The 18,548-nt window shown below is 64.5% G+C and carries 15 protein-coding genes and 1 pseudogene; 12 read left to right on the top strand and 4 right to left on the bottom strand.

Features of this window, described 5'->3' with window-relative positions; translation table 11 throughout:
• Positions 1-136: 136 nt before the first annotated feature.
• Entirely contained in the window at positions 137-454 is a 318-nt protein-coding gene (locus WBA38_RS13370) for a helix-turn-helix domain-containing protein (RefSeq protein WP_424322890.1), read from the bottom strand.
• 250 nt (positions 455-704) lie between these two features.
• On the bottom strand, positions 705-2,165 hold the full coding sequence (locus WBA38_RS13365) for a recombinase family protein (RefSeq protein WP_424322889.1): 1,461 nt from the start codon (positions 2,163-2,165) through the stop codon (positions 705-707).
• Between the two features lie 38 nt (positions 2,166-2,203).
• On the opposite strand from WBA38_RS13365, the pseudogene WBA38_RS13360 reads away from it, so the two are divergent.
• Positions 2,204-2,365, top strand: a pseudogene (locus WBA38_RS13360) (zinc finger domain-containing protein); the annotation flags it as partial.
• Between the two features lie 32 nt (positions 2,366-2,397).
• On the opposite strand, the gene WBA38_RS13355 reads toward WBA38_RS13360, so the two are convergent.
• Both WBA38_RS13355 and WBA38_RS13350 read right to left on the bottom strand, forming a co-directional pair.
• A complete protein-coding gene (locus tag WBA38_RS13355; protein WP_424322888.1) occupies positions 2,398-2,841 on the bottom strand; it encodes a type II toxin-antitoxin system VapC family toxin in 444 nt (147 codons plus the stop codon).
• 311 nt (positions 2,842-3,152) lie between these two features.
• Positions 3,153-3,557, bottom strand: a complete 405-nt coding sequence (locus WBA38_RS13350; RefSeq protein ID WP_424294340.1) for a winged helix-turn-helix transcriptional regulator — start codon at positions 3,555-3,557, stop codon at positions 3,153-3,155.
• A 56-nt stretch (positions 3,558-3,613) separates the two neighbouring features.
• On the opposite strand from WBA38_RS13350, the gene WBA38_RS13345 reads away from it, so the two are divergent.
• The 11 genes from WBA38_RS13345 to WBA38_RS13295 all read left to right on the top strand — a co-directional run bounded on the left by WBA38_RS13345 (position 3,614) and on the right by WBA38_RS13295 (position 18,531).
• Entirely contained in the window at positions 3,614-4,024 is a 411-nt protein-coding gene (locus WBA38_RS13345; protein ID WP_424294341.1) for a RidA family protein, read from the top strand.
• An 85-nt stretch (positions 4,025-4,109) separates the two neighbouring features.
• On the top strand, positions 4,110-4,517 hold the full coding sequence (locus tag WBA38_RS13340; protein WP_424294342.1) for an OsmC family protein: 408 nt from the start codon (positions 4,110-4,112) through the stop codon (positions 4,515-4,517).
• A 5-nt stretch (positions 4,518-4,522) separates the two neighbouring features.
• Positions 4,523-4,810 carry an acylphosphatase gene (locus tag WBA38_RS13335; RefSeq protein ID WP_424322887.1) on the top strand — a complete coding sequence of 96 codons (288 nt, stop codon included), beginning with the start codon at positions 4,523-4,525 and terminating at the stop codon, positions 4,808-4,810.
• Between the two features lie 73 nt (positions 4,811-4,883).
• Positions 4,884-8,543 carry a chromosome segregation protein SMC gene (smc, locus tag WBA38_RS13330; protein WP_424294344.1) on the top strand — a complete coding sequence of 1,220 codons (3,660 nt, stop codon included), beginning with the start codon at positions 4,884-4,886 and terminating at the stop codon, positions 8,541-8,543.
• Between the two features lie 16 nt (positions 8,544-8,559).
• On the top strand, positions 8,560-9,993 hold the full coding sequence (gene ftsY / locus WBA38_RS13325; protein ID WP_424322886.1) for a signal recognition particle-docking protein FtsY: 1,434 nt from the start codon (positions 8,560-8,562) through the stop codon (positions 9,991-9,993).
• A 235-nt stretch (positions 9,994-10,228) separates the two neighbouring features.
• Positions 10,229-10,855, top strand: coding sequence for a TetR/AcrR family transcriptional regulator (locus WBA38_RS13320; protein ID WP_424294346.1), 627 nt, complete (start codon positions 10,229-10,231; stop codon positions 10,853-10,855).
• A 44-nt stretch (positions 10,856-10,899) separates the two neighbouring features.
• On the top strand, positions 10,900-12,546 hold the full coding sequence (locus WBA38_RS13315; RefSeq protein ID WP_424294347.1) for an acyl-CoA dehydrogenase family protein: 1,647 nt from the start codon (positions 10,900-10,902) through the stop codon (positions 12,544-12,546).
• A gap of 41 nt (positions 12,547-12,587) precedes the next feature.
• Entirely contained in the window at positions 12,588-14,105 is a 1,518-nt protein-coding gene (locus WBA38_RS13310; RefSeq protein ID WP_424322885.1) for a class I adenylate-forming enzyme family protein, read from the top strand.
• Between the two features lie 298 nt (positions 14,106-14,403).
• A complete protein-coding gene (locus WBA38_RS13305) occupies positions 14,404-15,738 on the top strand; it encodes an ammonium transporter (protein WP_424297465.1) in 1,335 nt (444 codons plus the stop codon).
• 44 nt (positions 15,739-15,782) lie between these two features.
• Complete coding sequence (locus WBA38_RS13300) at positions 15,783-16,121, top strand: P-II family nitrogen regulator (protein WP_424297467.1); 339 nt, start codon at positions 15,783-15,785, stop codon at positions 16,119-16,121.
• Positions 16,096-18,531, top strand: a complete 2,436-nt coding sequence (locus WBA38_RS13295; RefSeq protein ID WP_424322884.1) for a [protein-PII] uridylyltransferase — start codon at positions 16,096-16,098, stop codon at positions 18,529-18,531. Before WBA38_RS13300 ends, WBA38_RS13295 begins: the two co-directional genes overlap by 26 nt.
• Positions 18,532-18,548 lie beyond the last annotated feature (17 nt).

Here is an 18,548-nt window from a genome sequence, read left to right as displayed (position 1 = left end):
GTTCTCAACACCCCCACCCATGCCACCCATCCCAACGACTGTCGGCACCTCCACACTCGCTCCCGTGGTCCCGGAATGACGAAGGATCCCGACGGCCGAAGCCGACGGGATCCTTCCCTTCGCAGTCGGGCACGCCTCACGTGCGCGTCGCGGTTTGTCGCTCCGCACCCCTCAGTGCCGCCTCGATGGCGGCCCGGCGAGCGGGACTGAATGCCGGCGCGGCGGCCACAATCGCGGCGACCAGCTGCTCGTGCTCGGCTTCGGCATCGGCGATGCGAGGCCTGGTGAGCGCTTCGACGTCCTCGGGGCGGAAACGCAACGCACCTTTGAGCTTGGCCGCCGGCAGCCGGCCGGAGTCCTTGAGTCGCCTCAGATGGCGCTCGTTGTAACCGCTACGGGTCGCCGCCTCGGCGAGCGACAGGGTGAACTGGGTGGGATCTGCAACGGCGAGCATCGGCCCGCCTCCTTTCGGAGGTCGAGCGCCCGCACCCTTCGCCGGGCCCCTGCCGGGGGAGTTCCCGCTGCTAGACCGAACCGCGTCGGTCGCGCTCCACCACTTCTTGCCGCTCGGTCATCGTGGCGGTGGTCCCACTACCGAGGCGGCCTGGCAACAATCTCTACTGTTCGCGGGATGCCACCCCGTCGAACAGCGGCGCACCCGGCATCTGCCGGGGTGGTCCGAGTGTAGCCGTTCGTAGCCGGATCTAGTCGGACCGAAACCGCACGTCGATGAGCTTCTTGTCGAATCCCTTCGCGCCCCTCTTGCTGGGCAGGATCGTCACGGTCAGCACTTCGTTGAGGATGATCCGCTGTCGCGCCGTGTCCAGCGCGTGCCATGCAGCTGCGATGTCTTCGGCCTGAACCACGGTCAGGCCGGGGTTCGTCGACCGTGGCGTCAGCAAGGCGTCGATCTCGGCGAGCCGGCCACGCAGCTTGACCGACTCATGCTTGACGCCGTCGCCGTCCAGCACGCCCTCGGCGTAGAGCGCAGCCAGCCCGTCGATCCTCTCGCTCACCACGGCACGCTCAATGCGCAGCTTCCCGACGTCGACGCCGGCCTCCTCCGGTGGGGCGAACAGGTCGCGGGCGTCGGCGCGGCTCAGCCGGGGGAGTAGCCACTGTCCGACGACGTAGTCTTCGACGTTCTGGGCATTGCGCGACAGGTGCTTGTGCGCGAGGCACGCGTACAGTCGCACCGGTTCGTACGTTCGCTCCTCGCCGGACTTCAACGTGCGGGGGCGCTGCTGGTAGTACGACGTGTAGACCTTCGTCTTGTCGTCGGCGCACTTCCCGCAGTAGGCCAGGCCCGTCAGCAAATGCCGCGGCTCTGTGCCCCACGCCCGACGGCGCTCCGGCGCCCTCAGCTTGCTCTGTGCGGCGTCGAAGACGTCGACGCTCACGATCGCCTCGAAGGCACCGGCATAGGTCAAGTCCTGGACGGCCGATCCGGTGGCCTTGCGCTTGTCGGCGTCGGGTTCCCACTTGGTCAGCACGCCCTTGTACCGCGCGTTCCCCAGCAGTGATCGGATGTTCGCATTCGACCACTCCCGTCCCTTCGAGCTGGTGTAGCCCAGCGCGTTCAGGTCACGGGCGATGTGCGTGATCTTCTTACCGGTGACGAAGTCCTCGAACGCCTTCTTGACCGCGGCCGCTTCCTCGGGGACCAGAGTCACCCCATCCTCGGCGAACCCCAGGATCTTCGCCCGCAGCACCGGCTCGCCCCTCAGCCGCCTCGTCTCGTTCGCGTGGATGGCCCGCTCGGACTTGCGACGGATCTCGAACCGGGCGACCGCCGCGAGCATGGTCGCCCGGAACTCCCCGTCTGCCGTCGTGAGGTCGATCTCGCCGTCGATCGTGACGATGCGCGCCTTTCGCTCCATCAGTTTCACGAGGTCTTCCAATGTCCGGAGCAGGCGGTCGAGATCGCGCGCGATGATGACGTCGAACGCCCCGGAGCCGACCTGGTTGAGCATGGTCGACCACGCGGTGTCGTCACCGCGAGCCTTCGTCGCCGAGACGCCGTCGTCGATGTACTCGGGGCCGTACTCCCACTCTCTGGCAGTGCAAAGCGCCTGGATACGGCGCCGCTGCGTCTCCAGCGACAGTGACTCGTCATCATCCTCATCGGATTTCGAGACGCGGAGGTATGCAGCGGCGACGGTCATAGTAGGACACTGTAGCCTATGAATGTCTAATACTGTTTAAGTCAGGGTACTTCGAACGGGCACTGAATGCTTATGGCCGCGAAGGTCTTCCGTGCCGGCGTTGCGAGACGCCGATGATTCGGGAGGCATTTATGAACCGGTCGTCGTTCTTTTGTCCGGAATGTCAGCGACCTCCGGGTGCAAGGCGGAACTCTCGCTGATTGAGACCCGGGTGCGGAATCTGTCCGACCGTTCAGGCGCCGGTGGTCATGATCACGCCGGGGCGACCTGCTGGTCCGGCGGTGTACTGAGCGATGGGCAGTTTGAGGGCTTGGGCAGCGGTGCGCATCTGCTTATCGAAGGTCAACACTGCGGGCCGAAGGCTCGTCAACGCCTGCGCTGAAGCCAGATGGATCGCATCGAGTGTCCGGATGTGGATCCTGAAGGCGGCGGCCCGCTCGAGGATGGGCTGGGTCACGGCGACGAGGTTGATCATGTCGGTGAGCATGTCCACATGGTGCTGCGGGACTCCTGCCCGAAACGCGACTCGGCTGAGTTCGGTATGCAGCAGAGCGGAGGAGATAAGTTCGCCGCCATCGTCAGTGTGCGCTGTAAGTGCGTCGGCAACGCCTGCACTTTCAGGTTCTTCCAGAATGAGCTTGGCGGCGGCCGACGTATCGAGGTAGATGACGTTCACCAGTCGCCACGCAATTCTTCGAGTATCTGTTCGCTAGTTCCGGTTTGCGAACTGTGCCGCGGCGGAGGTGTGAATTTCGCAGTGGAGCGGCGAAGTAGGCCTCGTAGAGCCATGGCGTCGAGGTTGTTCGCGTTTGGGTCTTCGACATAGGGAATGACGCGCCATCGAGGAACGCCGTTCTCGGTGATGACGAGGGTGTTCGTTTCGGTTACTTCGCGTAGAAGCGCGCCCGGGTGATGGTTCAGATCCCTGAGCCCGGCGATATTCTCCATACTTCACTGTATTACATGTCAGGCATGCAGAGAGTGTGACTAGCCTTCGTCGTCTGCGAGGTCGAAACTTGCTCGTGCCGACTCGATCTCTGCGAGGTGATCGTCGGCCCAGGCCAGCAGGATGTCGATCGGCCCGCGCAAGGTCTTGCCAAGAGGTGTGATGCGGTATTCGACGGCGACCGGACGGGTACTGACCACCTCGCGTTCGATAATCCCGTTCCGCTCCAAGCGTCGCAGTGTGGTCGTGAGTGACCGCTGCGAGACCGCCGGAATGGCGCGTCGAAGTTCGTTGAATCGCGAGGGTTTCTCGCACAGAGTATTGAGAACGCTCAGCGACCATTTGTCGAGCACATGCCCGAGAAGTTCCCGGTGACCGGCGCTCACGGAGATGTCGTTGGTGGTATCGGCGGTGATACCTGGTCTTGCCGCCGCATCAAGTGCCATTGAAGTGCCCTTTCAGTCCTTGGTATCAAAGATATACCTACTGCAAAGGAGTCACCATGACAGTCACATTCGCGAACCCAGACGGAATGATGCAAGGCGTTCCCTATCACCACGTCGCGATCGCGTCCGGCACCAGACACGTGCACGTCAGCGGCCAGGTCGCACGCGGCGCGGACGGTGAACCGCTGGGCGGCGCTGACCTTGCCGCGCAGGTTGGTCACGCCCTTCGAAATACCGCACGCGGTCTCAATGGTGTCGGGGCCAGCTTCGACGACGTCGTGCGGCTCACGTTCTACGTGCGCGGTTGGGAAGCTTCGATGATGCCTGCGTTTATCGAGGGGCTGACTCGTATCGCGACCGAAATCGGGCTGCCGACCCCGATGCCGCCGGCCTCGCTCATTGGCGTCGCAGCGCTATTTGAACCGGACGTGCTGGTGGAAGTCGAGGCGACCGCGGTCCTCGACTGATCGGGGCGGATCGGGGAAAACGGCCTCCACCCGACCCGTCTATGCTCAATCACGGCCGAACGTGCCGGACGAAAGGCAGTGCGACATGACTGAATTGTGGGTCCAGCGGACCGGAACCCGCCGATACACCGGGCAGAGTTCGCGGGGCGCGGAAGTGCTGATCGGGTCGGAAGACGTCGACGGCGTATTCACCCCGGGCGAACTCCTCAAGATCGCACTGGCCGCCTGCTCGGGAATGTCGTCCGACCGTCCGCTGTCGCGTCGCCTCGGCGACGACTACGACGCCACGATTCGCGTATCCGGCGACGCCGATCGTGAAAATGAGGTGTATCCGAGGCTCGACGAGACGCTCGAACTCGACCTGTCCGAGCTCGACGCCGAAGCCGCCGAGCGCCTGCTGATCGTCGTCGAGCGGGCCATCGACAAGGTCTGCACCGTCGGTCGCACCCTCAAGGCCGGAACCGAAGTAGACCTGAAGTTCGAGACCCAGTAGTCACAATGACCACTCCCGAACCTGCACAGCGGCTGACCGCCTGGGTGCACGGACACGTCCAAGGCGTCGGTTTCCGCTGGTGGACACGTTCCCGCGCGCTAGAACTCGGGTTGGTCGGCTACGCCTCGAACCAACCCGACGGGCGTGTCCTCGTCGTCGCCGAAGGCCCGCCGGACGCCGTACGGGCACTCCTTGCGGCATTGCGCTCGGGCAAGACCGCAGGCCACGTGGACCTCGTCGTCGAATCCTTCGATGCCCCGCGTGGTGACCTCACCGGGTTCGTCGAACGCTGACTCCCGGACGCGACGCGCCTAAAGCGCAGGTGAACGCGGAATCGGACACCGCCGATAGGTAGGCTTTACTGTCGTGCACCTGAAGAGCCTCACCCTCAAAGGGTTCAAATCGTTTGCGTCGTCCACGACGCTGCGCTTTGAACCCGGGATCACCTGTGTGGTGGGGCCCAACGGGTCGGGTAAATCCAACGTCGTCGACGCCCTGACCTGGGTAATGGGCGAGCAAGGTGCCAAGGCTCTGCGCGGCGGAAAGATGGCCGACGTGATCTTCGCCGGCACCTCGGGTCGGCAACCGCTCGGGCGCGCCGAAGTGACCCTCACGATCGACAACTCCGATGGTGCCCTCCCGATCGACTACTCCGAAGTTTCGGTGACCCGCCGCATGTTCCGCGACGGTGCGGGCGAGTACGAAATCAATGGCAACACCGTGCGTCTGATGGACGTGCAGGAACTGTTGTCGGACTCCGGTATCGGCCGCGAAATGCACGTCATTGTCGGGCAGGGGCGCCTCTCGGCGATCCTGGAATCGCGACCGGAGGAACGCCGCGCCTTCATCGAAGAAGCCGCCGGTGTCCTCAAGCATCGGCGACGCCGCGAGAAGGCGGCCCGCAAACTCGACGCGATGGCGGCCAATCTGGCTCGCCTCACCGACCTCACGAGCGAACTGAGCCGCCAGCTCAAACCGCTCGGGAAGCAAGCGGAAGTGGCCCGCCGCGCAGCCACCGTGCAAGCCGACCTCCGCGACGCACGGCTTCGACTGGCAGCCGACGACCTCGTCGCCCGCAGAGCCGAGATGAGTCAGCACAGCGCCGTCGAAGCCGATGTGCGTCGCCAGCAGGATGAGGTTGCGGCAGGGCTGGACGCCGCCACCGAAGCCCTGAACGAAGCGCAAGAGCACCTGGCGCAGGTCTCGCCGGCCGCCACCGAGGCAGGCCGAGTGTTCTACCAGTTGGGCGCGCTGTCCGAACGCGTGACCGGCACCCTCCGCGTGGCCAGCGAGCGCGCCTCGCACCTGGCGTCGCCGAGCGTCGCCGCCAGCGGGCCCGACCCGGAACAACTGGAACTGCAAGCCGAAGAAGCCGCCCTCACCGAAGCCGAGCACACTGCGGCCGTTGAAGCTGCCGCTGAGCGACTGGAGTATGCGACCGCTGAACTGCAAGCGGCGGAATCGGCAGCCAACGCCGCCGAACGCGCGCACCTGGAAGCTGTCCAAGCCGTCGCCGACCGCCGCGAAGGACTCGCCCGACTCGAGGGCGAAGCGGCCAACCTCCGCACCAAAGTCGAGTCCGTCGACGCGGAAACTTCGCGCCTGTCCGCAGCGATCGAAGCCGCAGCCGAACGCGCCGAAGCCGCGCAGGTTGCCCTCGATGAAGAGGTGGCGCGAGTCTCGGTCCTCGAAGACGCCGAACGTGGCCTCGACGACAACTTCGAGAACCGGGCCGCAGCCCTCACCGCGGCGACCGCAGCCGTTGAACAGTTGCAGCACGCCGAACGCGATGCGTCGCGCTCCATCGCGTCGCTCACTGCCCGCATCGAGGCATTGTCGGTGGGCTTGGACCGCGCCGACGGCGGGAAATGGCTGATCGAGCAGGGGACCGAAGGGTTGCTCGCCCCGCTCGCTGACCTGCTGACCATCGCCCCCGGATACGAAGCCGCCCTCGCCGGAGCGCTCGGACCGGCTGCCGAAGCCATCGCGACGGTCGACGGGATTGCCGCCGTCCAAGCACTCGCTGACCTCCGCAGCGGCGACGGCGGTCGTGCCGCCTTGATCGTCGGCGGACTGACCCAGCGGACCAATACGCAGACGGTGTCGTTGCCAGCGGGTGTGACGTGGGCTCGTGACCAGGTGCAAGCGCCCGAATCGGTGGCCGGAGCACTCGACGTCTTGCTGGCCGGCATCGTGGTGGTCGATGATGCCACCGCAGGCCTCAAAGTGGCGGGGGAGTTGGGCCTGATCGCGGTGACCCGCGACGGAGACCGGATTTCGGCGGCCAGCGTCGAAGGCGGATCCTCCCGCCGCCCGTCGACCCTGGAAATCACCTCGGCTATCGACACCGCGACCTCCGACCTTGCGCGGGCCGAAGCCGACGTGACCCGCCTCGAATCAGAACTCGCGACCGCGCTGGCGCATCAAATGCAAGCTCAGGACGCCGCAGATGGCGCGCAGGCCGCTCTGCACGAGTCCGATGCCAACATCGGTGCCGCCTATGAAACGCTCGGCCGACTCGGCGCCGATATTCGCGCCGCGCGCGACGAGTCGGACCGGTTGATGCGGCAGCGGAACTTTGTTGAACTCGGGCGCGCAGAAAACCTCGAGAAGCTCACCGAGGTGGAAGAACGACTTTCGCGGGCGATCGACGGCGTTGAAGAAGCCCCGACCGGCGATGCAGATCGAGCCATGCGCGAGGCCACCGCCGCCGAGGTCGCGACGGCCCGCTCGGCGGAGGTCGAGACACGACTGACCCTGCGTACCGAAGAAGAACGGTTGGCTTCGGTTCGCGGCAAGGCCGAAAGTTTGCGCCGCGCCGCAGTCAACGAGCGCGCCAATCGAGAACGACAACGCAAGCAAGACGCGCAACGCCGCTATGCCGCCGGGGTTGCCAGCGCAGTCACGGAGACCGGCGAACAACTCGCTGACTCCGTCGCCCAGGCCACCGCTGCCGCAGCGGAGGCACGCGACGAACTCGAAGGCATTAGGTCAGCCCGCACTGCCGAAGTCGATGCGCTACGCGCCCAGGTGGAACAGCTGACAACGGTGATGAACAAGCTGCGCGACGCCGTCCACCGCGACGAGCTCGCCAAAGCCCAGGCGGCCCTGCGCATCGAGCAGCTCGAAGAGCAAGTGATGGAGCAGTTCGCTATCGCCCCCGACGACCTCGTCGCCGAATATGGACCAGACGTCTCGATGCCGCCCTCCGAACTCGAAATGCGCGAATACCAGGACGCGAAAGAACGGGGCGATCAAGTCGTCGCGCCCGCCCCCATGCCCTACGACCGTGCCACCCAAGAGCGGCGAGCGCGGCAGGCAGAGAAAGATCTGAAGACCCTTGGTCGCGTGAATCCCCTCGCGCTCGAGGAGTTCGCGGCGCTGGAAGAGCGCTACAGCTTTCTCTCGACCCAACTCGAAGACGTCAAGGCCGCTCGCCAAGACCTGCTGGAGGTGATCGACGACGTCGACGCCCGCATCCTGCAGGTTTTCACCGAGGCCTACGCCGACGTCGAACGGGAATTTGTTCAGGTGTTCGCGACCCTGTTCCCGGGCGGCGAAGGACGCCTGGTCCTCACCAACCCCGACGACATGCTCACCACCGGCGTCGACGTGGAAGCACGACCGCCGGGCAAAAAAGTGAAGCGGCTATCGTTGTTGTCGGGCGGCGAGAAGTCACTGACCGCCGTCGCCATGCTGGTCGCGATCTTCCGTGCACGACCGTCACCGTTCTATGTGATGGACGAAGTGGAAGCCGCGCTCGACGACGCCAACCTGCGTCGACTGATCTCGCTATTTGAGCAATTGCGGGAGAAGTCGCAGCTCATCGTTATTACGCACCAAAAGCCGACGATGGAAATCGCCGACGCGCTCTACGGTGTGAGTATGCGGGGCGACGGCATCACCCAGGTGATTTCCCAACGCCTTCGCGGTGTCGACATCAAACCGACGGTCGATATACCCGATATGGCGATGGCTGACGCGACTCCCGAACTCACCACGACCGATTCCGCTCCCACCAGCTGAAGGGACATCTCCTCAAGTGGAAACCCCAGTCATTATTGCGATCATCATCGCGATCGTTGCCGTCCTCGCCTTTGTCGGCGTAACCGGCTACGTACTGAGCCGCAAGCGTCGTATTTCGCTGTCGGAGACCGAAGCCGCCGAGCAGGTGACCGACGGCTCGCAGCGGCAAGTCGACCGGTCGGGCGGCTATAAGGCCGAGTCCGGGTTCAGCTTCAGTCAGGGCGGTGCCGGGTCAGCGACGCTGGAACGGGACGAGCATCCGGCAGTCGTGCCGCCGACCGGACCGACCGTCTGTGAACCGCCGGTTGTCGAGGATGCGGTTGTTGAGGAACCGGTCGTCGAGGCTCCAGTTGTCGAGACTCCGGTTGGTGAGAGTCCGGTTGCCGAAACGCCAGTTGTGGAAACTCCGGCCGTCGAAGTTCCGGTCGAGGCTCCCGTCGACGAATCGGTTGCACCCGAGGTCGAGCCGGAAATTGTCGACGAGGTGCCGGAGGTGGCACCGGAACTGGCCACACCCGCCCTCGACGAAATCGATCCCACAGAGGGGCGACTGTCGCGGTTGCGCGGCCGGTTGGCGAGGTCGCAGGGTGCCATCGGCGCCAGCGTTCTCGGCTTGCTCGGTGCTGGCGACCTCGACGAGGACAGCTGGGAAGAAATCGAAGACACCCTCGTGATGGCCGACTTGGGTACCGCCGCCACTGCGACGGTCACCGAAAACCTCCGTGGCGAACTCGCCTCCGGCAAGGTCCGGACTGCGGCTGACGCCCGCGCCGCTTTGAAGCGGGTCCTCGTCGAACAGTTGCGCCCGGAACTCGATAGGTCTGTGAAGGCCCTGCCACACGCTGGCGGTCCTGCCGTGGTGCTGGTGGTCGGTGTGAATGGCGTCGGCAAGACTACGACCACGGGCAAGCTGGCCCGCGTTCTGGTGGCCGATGGTCGTCGTGTGCTCCTCGGTGCTGCAGACACCTTCCGTGCCGCCGCCGCCGATCAGTTGCAGACCTGGGGCGAACGCGTCGGTGCCAGCATTGTTCGCGGCAAGGAGGGCGCAGATCCGGCTTCGGTCGCGTTCGACGCCGTCTCGACTGGCATCTCCGAGGGTGTCGACGTCGTCCTCATCGATACCGCTGGTCGCTTGCACACCAAGACCGGTTTGATGGATGAGCTCGGGAAGGTGAAGCGCGTCGTCGAGAAGAAAGCCAAGGTCGACGAAGTGCTCCTCGTGCTCGATGCGACCGTCGGACAGAACGGCCTGATGCAGGCCAAGGTGTTCGCCGAGGTCGTCGACCTGACGGGTGTGGTACTCACGAAGCTCGACGGCACCGCCAAGGGCGGCATTGTGTTCCGCATCCAGGAAGAGCTCGGGGTGCCGGTGAAATTGGTGGGTCTCGGCGAAGGCGCCGACGACCTCGCCCCCTTCGTCCCCGAAGCCTTCGTCGACGCCCTGCTCTAGCCCCGGTTCTTATTCCCGGACTTTTCGCTTCGCTCCAGTTCCGCATTTCTGTCACGATTCGACCAGACCGTCACCGATCAACGCGATCGGTGACGGTCTAGTCGTTTTGCGGACCCGTTTCGTGACAGAAATGAGGCGGTCCCTTGTGCCATTGATTGAATGATGATTCAATTCTTTCAAGGGTTGAACATGGATTCAGTCCTTGAGGTATTTGGACGTGCCGAATGGAGGCGACATGGCTTACCGACCGACCGAGGCCACCCGTCGCAGTGCCGAAGCGAAGCGGGAAGCGATCTTTTCCGCTGCACGCGGGATCATCGCTGACTCCGGCTTCTCTGGTGCGACGGTCGCCGCGATCGCCGAAGGTAGTGGCGTCAGCGTCGGATCCGTCTACTCGTACTTCGACAACCGGGAGACGTTGCTCGCTGAAGTCTTCCGCGAAGCCGCGCAATACGAGTTCAACCAGGTGAGACGCGCCGTCGACCAGGTGGGCGACGATCCCGGCAAACAATTGGGCACCCTCATCGACGTCTTCGCCGATCGAGCCCTCCGTGGCCGCCGCCTCGCGTGGTCGTTGCTGTTTGAACCTCTGATCCCGGCAGTCGAAGCCGAACGACTCACCTTGCGGCAGTCGTATCGGGACCTGGGGGAGCAGATCATCGCCCGCGGCGTGGCTCAAGGGGCGTTCGTCGATCAGGACGCGCCGGTCGTCGCCTCGGCGCTGATGGGGGCGATCTCCGAGGCCCTCGTCGGTGCGCTCGACCCCGGGACAACCCTCCTCCCGCACGCGGACCCCACCGAACTCGTCGCCACCATCAGACGTTTCTGCTTCCTCGCGCTCGGTGCCACCAGCCCCGCCTGACGCGTCCACCACAATCACTCGCCCGAAAAGACTGAGGAGTCAACATGGCAACCACGCACGAAGTGTTCAATCAAGCGCCGCCGCGCTCGGGCATCAATGAATACACCAGCCACACCGCACTGGTTGAGGCCGTAAACGTCTACGGGGGCGGCTGGGCAACGGAATCGCTCACCGCGGCCGGTGCCCTTGTTGGTCAGGCCGACTTTCAGCGGGACGCCGAACTCGCCAACACCATCACCCCCAAGCTGCAGACGCACGACCGCTGGGGTAACCGCATCGACGATGTGGAGTTCCACCCGGCGTATCACCGCATCATCGGCGACGCCATCGCCCACGGCGCGCACACCAGCTGCTGGTCCGATCCGCGCGACGGCGCACACGTGGCCCGAGCGGCGATGTTCATGCAATTCGGCCAGATTGAACCCGGTCATGCGTGCCCGGTCAGCATGACCCACGCAGTGGTGCCGTCGCTGCGTGTCGACGAGAAACTCGCCGACCTGTGGCTGCCGAAAGTGTTCTCCACCGACTACCAGCACGACCTCGGAGCTGGCGACAAGTCCTCGGCAATCTTCGGCATGGCCATGACCGAGAAGCAGGGCGGCTCCGACGTTCGCGCCAACACCACCCGCGCGGTAGCTCAGTCCGACGGCACCTACCTGATCACCGGCCACAAGTGGTTCTGCTCGGCACCGCAGTCGGACGCGTTCCTGGTGCTCGCGAAGACCGAATCGAAAACGGATCAACCAGGGGCATCGAGCGTCACCTGTTTCGTCGTTCCGCGCGTCCTGCCCAACGGCACGCGCAACGTTTTCAACATCCAGCGGCTGAAAGACAAGCTCGGCAACAAGTCGAATGCCTCGAGCGAAATTGAATTCGACGGCACCGTGGGCTGGCGTCTCGGCGATGAGGGGGCGGGCGTCCGGACCATCATCGAGATGGTCAACCAGACCCGCCTCGACTGCATCCTCGGCAGCGCTGCAGGCATGCGCCAGTCGGTCGCGGAGGCAGCCTGGCATGTTCGCAATCGTTCGGCCTTTGGTGCCACGCTGATCGACCAGCCGGCCATGACCGCCGTCGTCGCCGACCTTCAGCTTGAGGCCGAAGCCGCAATCTGGACTGGCATGCGTTTGGCGGCCGCGTACGACGACGAGGCTGAAGAATCGGCCGCCTTCCGTCGCCTGGCGACGGCCGTCGGCAAGTATTGGGTCTGCAAGCGTGGACCCAACCACGCCTACGAGGCACTGGAATGCCTGGGCGGCAATGGCTACTGCGAGAACGGGTTCCCGCTCTCGCGCCGCTACCGTGAGCAGCCAGTTATGGCCGTCTGGGAAGGCTCGGGCAATGTGATTGCCCTCGACGTCCTCCGCGCGATGATGCGTGATCCGCTGTCGGTGGAGGCCGTCGATAACGAATTTGAGCGGTCGCTCGGCGTGTATCGCGACTACGACCTGCACGTCGAGAAGACCCGCAAGTTGATCGCGCAAGCAGCAGCCGATCCGACCGCCGCTCCCGCGCTCGCACGTCGACTCACCGAGTCCATGGCGATCGCGCTGCAGGGTGCCATTCTCATCCGCCAGGCACCGGAGTCGGTGACCGACGCCTTCATGGCTGGCCGTATCGCTGACCCCGGCCACATGTATGGCGTCCTCGACTCCTCGCTCGACCTTGCTGGCATTGCCGCACGGGCGTGACCTGCTAGTTCACCAATCCTCCCCATCGAAAGACCCATTTGATGCATCTGACTGCCACCCTTGAGCGCAGTGCGCGCCAATTCCCAACGAAACCCGCCCTGGAGTTTGGGGCGGAAACGATCACCTACTACGACCTGCTCGACAAGTGCCGCCGTGCGGGATCGGTCTTCGTTGAGGCTGGCGTCAAGCCGGGCGACCGCGTCGCGGTAATGACTTACAACACGCCGGGCTTTGTCGTCGCGGCGTTCGGCGCGTGGTTTGCCGGAGCTGTGCTGGTCCCGGTCAATCACAAGTTCGCTGCACCGGAGGTGGCCTACGCGGTCGGGCACAGTGGTGCGTCGATCGGCGTGGTGTCGGGCTCGCTGGCGGCCACCGCTGTGAGCGCCGGTTCGGAAACCTCTTGGCTGACAACCGAATCCGGCCACGAGGGGCTGTCGGATTTCGATGCGCTAGTGGCGGGGGCCGCACCCATCGTGGGTCCGGTCAGCGGCAACCTCGACGATGTGGCACAGATCCTCTATACGTCCGGGACCACAAGTTCACCCAAGGGGTGCCTGCATACGCATCGCACCCTCTCGGGACTGGGTCCGGCGCTGTCCGCGACTCTCGGCTTCACTTCCGAAGAGCGGTTCCTGCTGGCGATGCCCATCTGGCATGCGGCACCGCTGAACGACTGGCTCCTGACGATGATTTCTCTCGGTGCCACAACGGTGCTGATGCGCGAATTTGACCCGACCGCGTTCCTCCCAACTGTCGATAAGCACCGGATTACCGCGTTCTTTGGTTCGCCGATCGCGTACCTGTTGCCCGTTCAGATGGCCGACGCCGGGAAGATCAACTTTGCCGACTACGACCTGTCGACGGTGTCGAAGTGGCTGTACGGCGGGGCATCGCTGGGGGAGCACACCGCTCGTCGGCTGGTCGATACCTACCGCAGTGACAGGTTCTTCCAGGTGTACGGAATGAGCGAGATGGGACCCGCGGGCACCGCGCTCTATCCGCACGAACAAGTAACCAAAGCTGGATCCATCGGGCGGGGTGGCATGGTTGCCATCGACTTACGTTTGGTCGACGCGAACGGCGTCGACGTTGGCCCCGGAGGCACGGGCGAGATTTGGCTCCGCGGCGACAGCCGGATGATCGGCTATTTCGAGAACGACGCCGCGACCGCAGACTCGTTCGACGGTGACTGGTTCCGTACCGGCGACGTCGCGCGCATGGACGACGACGGCTACCTCTACATCGTCGACCGCCTGAAGGATGTGATCATCGTCGGAGGTGAGAACGTCCATTCGCAGGAGGTCGAAGAGGTGCTGCGCGGTCACCCGCGCCTGGCCGACGTCGCGACTATTGGTCGGCCGCACCCAGAATGGGGTGAGACGGTGGTCGCGGTGTGTGTCACGAACGACGGTGCCGATATCACCGTCGAAGAGGTGCGTGAATTTCTCGCCGACAAGCTCGCGCGCTACAAGCTGCCCCGAGAAGTGGTCGTCGTTGATGCTCTTCCGCGCAATCCGAGCGGCAAGATCGTCAAACACGTCCTCCGCGAATCGCTGTAGGACGTCGGCCCACCGTCGAATTCGTCCCTTTTCTGTCACAAAGCGTCGTCGACATCCGACCAGACCGTCACCGATCAGTGCGATCGGTGACGGTCTGGTCGTTTTGTGACAGAAAAGGGGCGGGCGGGGAAGGGGTGGCCCGAGCGCGAAAGTTGGGCGGGCGGCGAGTTACACAGCCGAAACACAAGCGGGAATCCTTGACGAAGTCGAAACATCGGGGCGTAACGGCACGCAACACTTCGCTTGCATTCTTCTCGTGGGACGTCGATGGGCGACGTTCCTTCGAGGAGGTGCAACCGTGCAGATTGCCTTGCCGGACGACGTGTTCGGAACAATTGACGCGGGCAATACCGCGTGGGTCCTCATGAGCGCCGCGCTCGTGTTGCTGATGACGCCGGCCCTGGCGTTCTTCTACGGCGGACTTTCCCGTGGCAAATCAGTACTCAACATGATGATGATGTCGTTCGCGGCACTCGGAACAGTGACCGTCATCTACATCCTGTGGGGCTTCTCAATGTCCTTCGGAAACAGCCTCACCGGCGACGGTGACATCGGCGGCGTTTTCTCCAACCCGCTGTCGCTCTTCGGATCTGATCAGCTGACGCAGACACGAGACGTCAACGGGACCACCGAGGTCGTCGTGTGGGGCAGTACCCACATCCCCGCGATCGTGTTCTTGGCGTTCCAGTTGACCTTCGCCGTGATTACCGTGGCCCTCATCAGCGGTGCCCTCGCCGAACGCGTGAAGTTCGCTACGTGGGTTGCCTTCACTGTGCTGTTCACCACCATCGTCTACTTCCCGCTCGCCCACATGGTGTGGGGTGGGGGACTGCTCTCCAACGCCAAAGACTCGATCGCGTCGTGGATGTTTGGCGTGGCCGACGGCGTGGCCAAAGTGGCACCCATCGACTTTGCCGGTGGCACCGTCGTACACATCAATGCCGGTATCGCGGGCTTGGTTCTGGCCCTGGTCGTCGGTAAGCGTCGCGGATTCGGCAACACGGCCTACCGCCCGCACAACATTCCCTTCGTCATGCTCGGTGCCGCACTCCTGTGGTTCGGCTGGTTCGGCTTTAACGCGGGCTCCGCGCTCGCCGCAGACGGCATTGCTGGCCTCGCTTGGGTCAACACCGCGGCCGCTACCGCCGCCGCCATGGTCGGTTGGCTCATCGTTGAATGGATCCGCGACCGTCACCCCACCAGCGTCGGCGCCGCTTCCGGCATCGTCGCCGGTCTCGTCGCGGTGACTCCGGCGTGCGGATCCATCACACCGGTTGGCGCGCTACTGCTCGGTGTTGTTGCTGGCATCCTCTCGGCATTGGCGATCAGCCTGAAGTACCGGTTCGGTTTCGACGATTCGCTCGACGTCGTCGGCGTCCACCTGGTGTCCGGTCTGTGGGGAACTATCGCCATCGGCCTCCTCGCGAAGGAAACGGGACTCTTCTACGGCCACGACCTGAAGCAGCTTGCCGTCCAGACCGTCATCGCGTTCAGTGCCCTCGCCTTTACCGGAATCTTGACCTACCTGATCGCACTCGTCCTCAAGCCCTTGGGCTGGAGGGTCGACCGCGAGGCCGAACTCGGCGGGATCGACGGCGCGCAGCACGCCGAGAGCGCGTATGAGCCGGCATGAGTTCTTCTAGCAACTAGTCTCGTTTGTGAGAGAAGGGGTAATCCATGAAGCTGATCACCGCAATCGTCAAGCCGTTCACCCTCGAAGATGTGAAGGCGGGGCTTGAGCAAATCGGGATCGTCGGGATGACCGTCAGTGAAGTACAAGGCTACGGCCGCCAGAAGGGGCACACCGAGGTGTATCGCGGTGCCGAGTACGCCGTCGACTTCGTCCCGAAGGTGCGCGTCGAGGTAGTCGTCGATGACGAAGCCGTCGACCAGGTCACCGACGTCATCGTCGAAGCCGCCCGCACCGGAAAGATTGGTGACGGCAAAGTTTGGGTGATGCCGGTGGAGTCGATCATTCGGGTGCGAACCGGTGAACGCGGACCCGAAGCCATCTGATGGCCGCGCGGCCCCGGACCCAACGTCCGGGGCCACCCTGGCTGCCGTCAGAACAGTTGTCCTGCAAGATGAATCACTGACCGGGGCAAGGCGTCGGGCAGCGATCGGCGCGGTATTCGAAGACTGGATCAGCGAGCGCGCCAAAGCTCTCGGCATCGTCGATCAGAGCGGATTCGCCGTCGTGGCGGTCGGCAGTCTGGGCCGCAACGAGATGGTCGGATACTCCGATCTGGACCTGATCCTGGTGCACGACGACCGCTACCCGGAACGACTGTCGCAGGTGGCAGACGGACTGTGGTATCCGCTCTGGGACGCAGGGATCAAGCTCGATCACAGCGTGCGTTCGGTCCCGGACGCCCTGCGGGTCACCCGGGAAGACGCCACCGCGGCACTGGGATTACTTGACTCCCGCTTCATCGCCGGTGACGCGGATCTTGCCGGGCTGATGACCACCTCGGTCCGCAACTTGTGGCGCTCTGAGGCACGACTGCGACTGCCGCAGGTGCTTGAGGCAACCCAGGATCGGTGGCGGCGGTCCGGGGATATCGCGCACCGCGCGGAACCGGATTTGAAGAATGGTCGCGGTGGCCTCCGCGACATCCAATTGCTCAATGCTTTGGCCCTCGCTCAATTGACGGACGGTCTGGATCGGTTGGACCCCGGTACCGAAGGGTCACCGTTGGCGCAGGCATACGACTTTCTGCTCGGCGTCCGCGACGAAGCCCACCGGATTGCTGGCCGTTCCCGTGATCAGGTTCGCGCGCAGGACGCGGACGAGATCGCCGAGGCGTTGGGAGTGGGTGACCGCTTCGAACTATCACGCCGAATCAGCGATGCCGGGCGCACCGCGTCGTATGCCGTCGACGCCGGCCTGCGGACCGCACAGAATGCGGTTAGTCGTCGCGGTTTTTCCCGACTACGACGGTCGCCGCTACGTCGCCCACTCGACGAAGGGGTGGTGGAACACAACGGCGAAGTGGTGTTGGCGCGATCGGCCATCCCGAGCAGCGATCCGGGGTTGGTTATCCGCGTGGCCGCCGCCGCGGCGCGCAACCGACTCCCGATCAACGGGCCCACCCTGGAACGGCTGGCCAAGTACGGCGCGCCGATGCCGGAGCCCTGGTCAATTGAGGTGCTCTCGGATCTGCTGGTTCTGCTGGCATCGGGGCACGATATGGCCGGTCCCGTCGAAATGCTCGACCGTGCAGGTCTTTGGGGTCGATTGTTTCCCGAATGGGATCGCGTCCGTGACGTGCCGCCACGTGACGGCATCCACACGTGGACCGTCGATCGGCACCTCATCGAGACGGTCGCGTTCTCCGCGGAACTGACAACCAGCCTGTCGCGGCCCGACCTCCTGCTTCTGAGTGCGCTCCTGCACGACATCGGGAAGAGTTCCGCCGGAAAAGATGGCCCGGGCGGGCCAGACCACTGCGAGGTCGGTGCCGAACTCGCCGACACCGTCGGACGGCGATTGGGGCTGTGGGCACCGGACCGTGAAGTCGTCAACCAAGTGGTTCGGCACCACCTGCTGCTGCATCAAGTGGTGACGCGTCGGGATTCGACCGATCCGGCGGTCGTTGCCGAAGTAGCCGAGAAACTGGGGAACAACGCGGTGGTCGTGGAAGTCCTCGGTGCCCTCAGTGAAGCCGACTCACGCGCTACGGGGCCAGGGGTGTGGGGTGAGTGGAAGTCGTCGCTGATTTCGGGGTTGGTCGATCGCGTCGTCGCGCATATCGGCGGGTCTCCGATCTCCGTGCCGGAACCTGTATCACCGGAATTGCGCGACCTTGCCGAGCGAGGTGGCCTGCACGTGCTGGTGGAACGGGGCGATGGCCCCAACATGTCGATCGTGACGATGATTGCGCCGGACCGTCGAGGGTTGCTGTCGACGATGGCGGGCGTGTTGGCGGTGGCGGGGCTGCAAGCACACTCGGCGACGCTCGCCTCGCATGCGGGCCACGCCGTCGACACGTTTGTTGTGATGCCGACCTTCGGTGGGCCACCCAACGCCCAGTTGCTGCGGCAGCGACTCAATGCGTCGTTGGCCGGTGATTACCACCCGATCGTCGAACTGGCCGCGCGCACCGCGGCACGACTACCCGAGGCCGGAACTTCCGCGCAAACGGCGGTTCCGGTCACGCGGGTCGTCGCACCTCCGCGAGCCCGTTGGTTAACCGGGGGCGCGGGGCATTGGCTCCTTGAACTGCGGGCCGCCGACGATGAGGGGCTCCTCGCGAAGGTCGCCGCAGAATTGGAAGCGGGCGGGGTCAACGTCGATTGGGCGACGGTCTCGACGCTGGGTGCCACCGCCGTCGACACGTTCAGCGTCACTTTGCCGGACGAGAGTGTCGCGGCCAGGGAAGCGTTGACGGCCGCGGTGCTCGCGGTCTGCGCGCCCGCGCGGTGACGGTGTACGCCTCCCGC

It is taken from the genome of Gordonia sp. (in: high G+C Gram-positive bacteria) (genome assembly GCF_049647785.1).
Taxonomy (GTDB): Bacteria; Actinomycetota; Actinomycetes; order Mycobacteriales; family Mycobacteriaceae; genus Gordonia.
The sequence above is the reverse complement of the archived record's forward strand: the minus strand, read 5'-3'. Positions and strand labels throughout refer to the sequence as shown.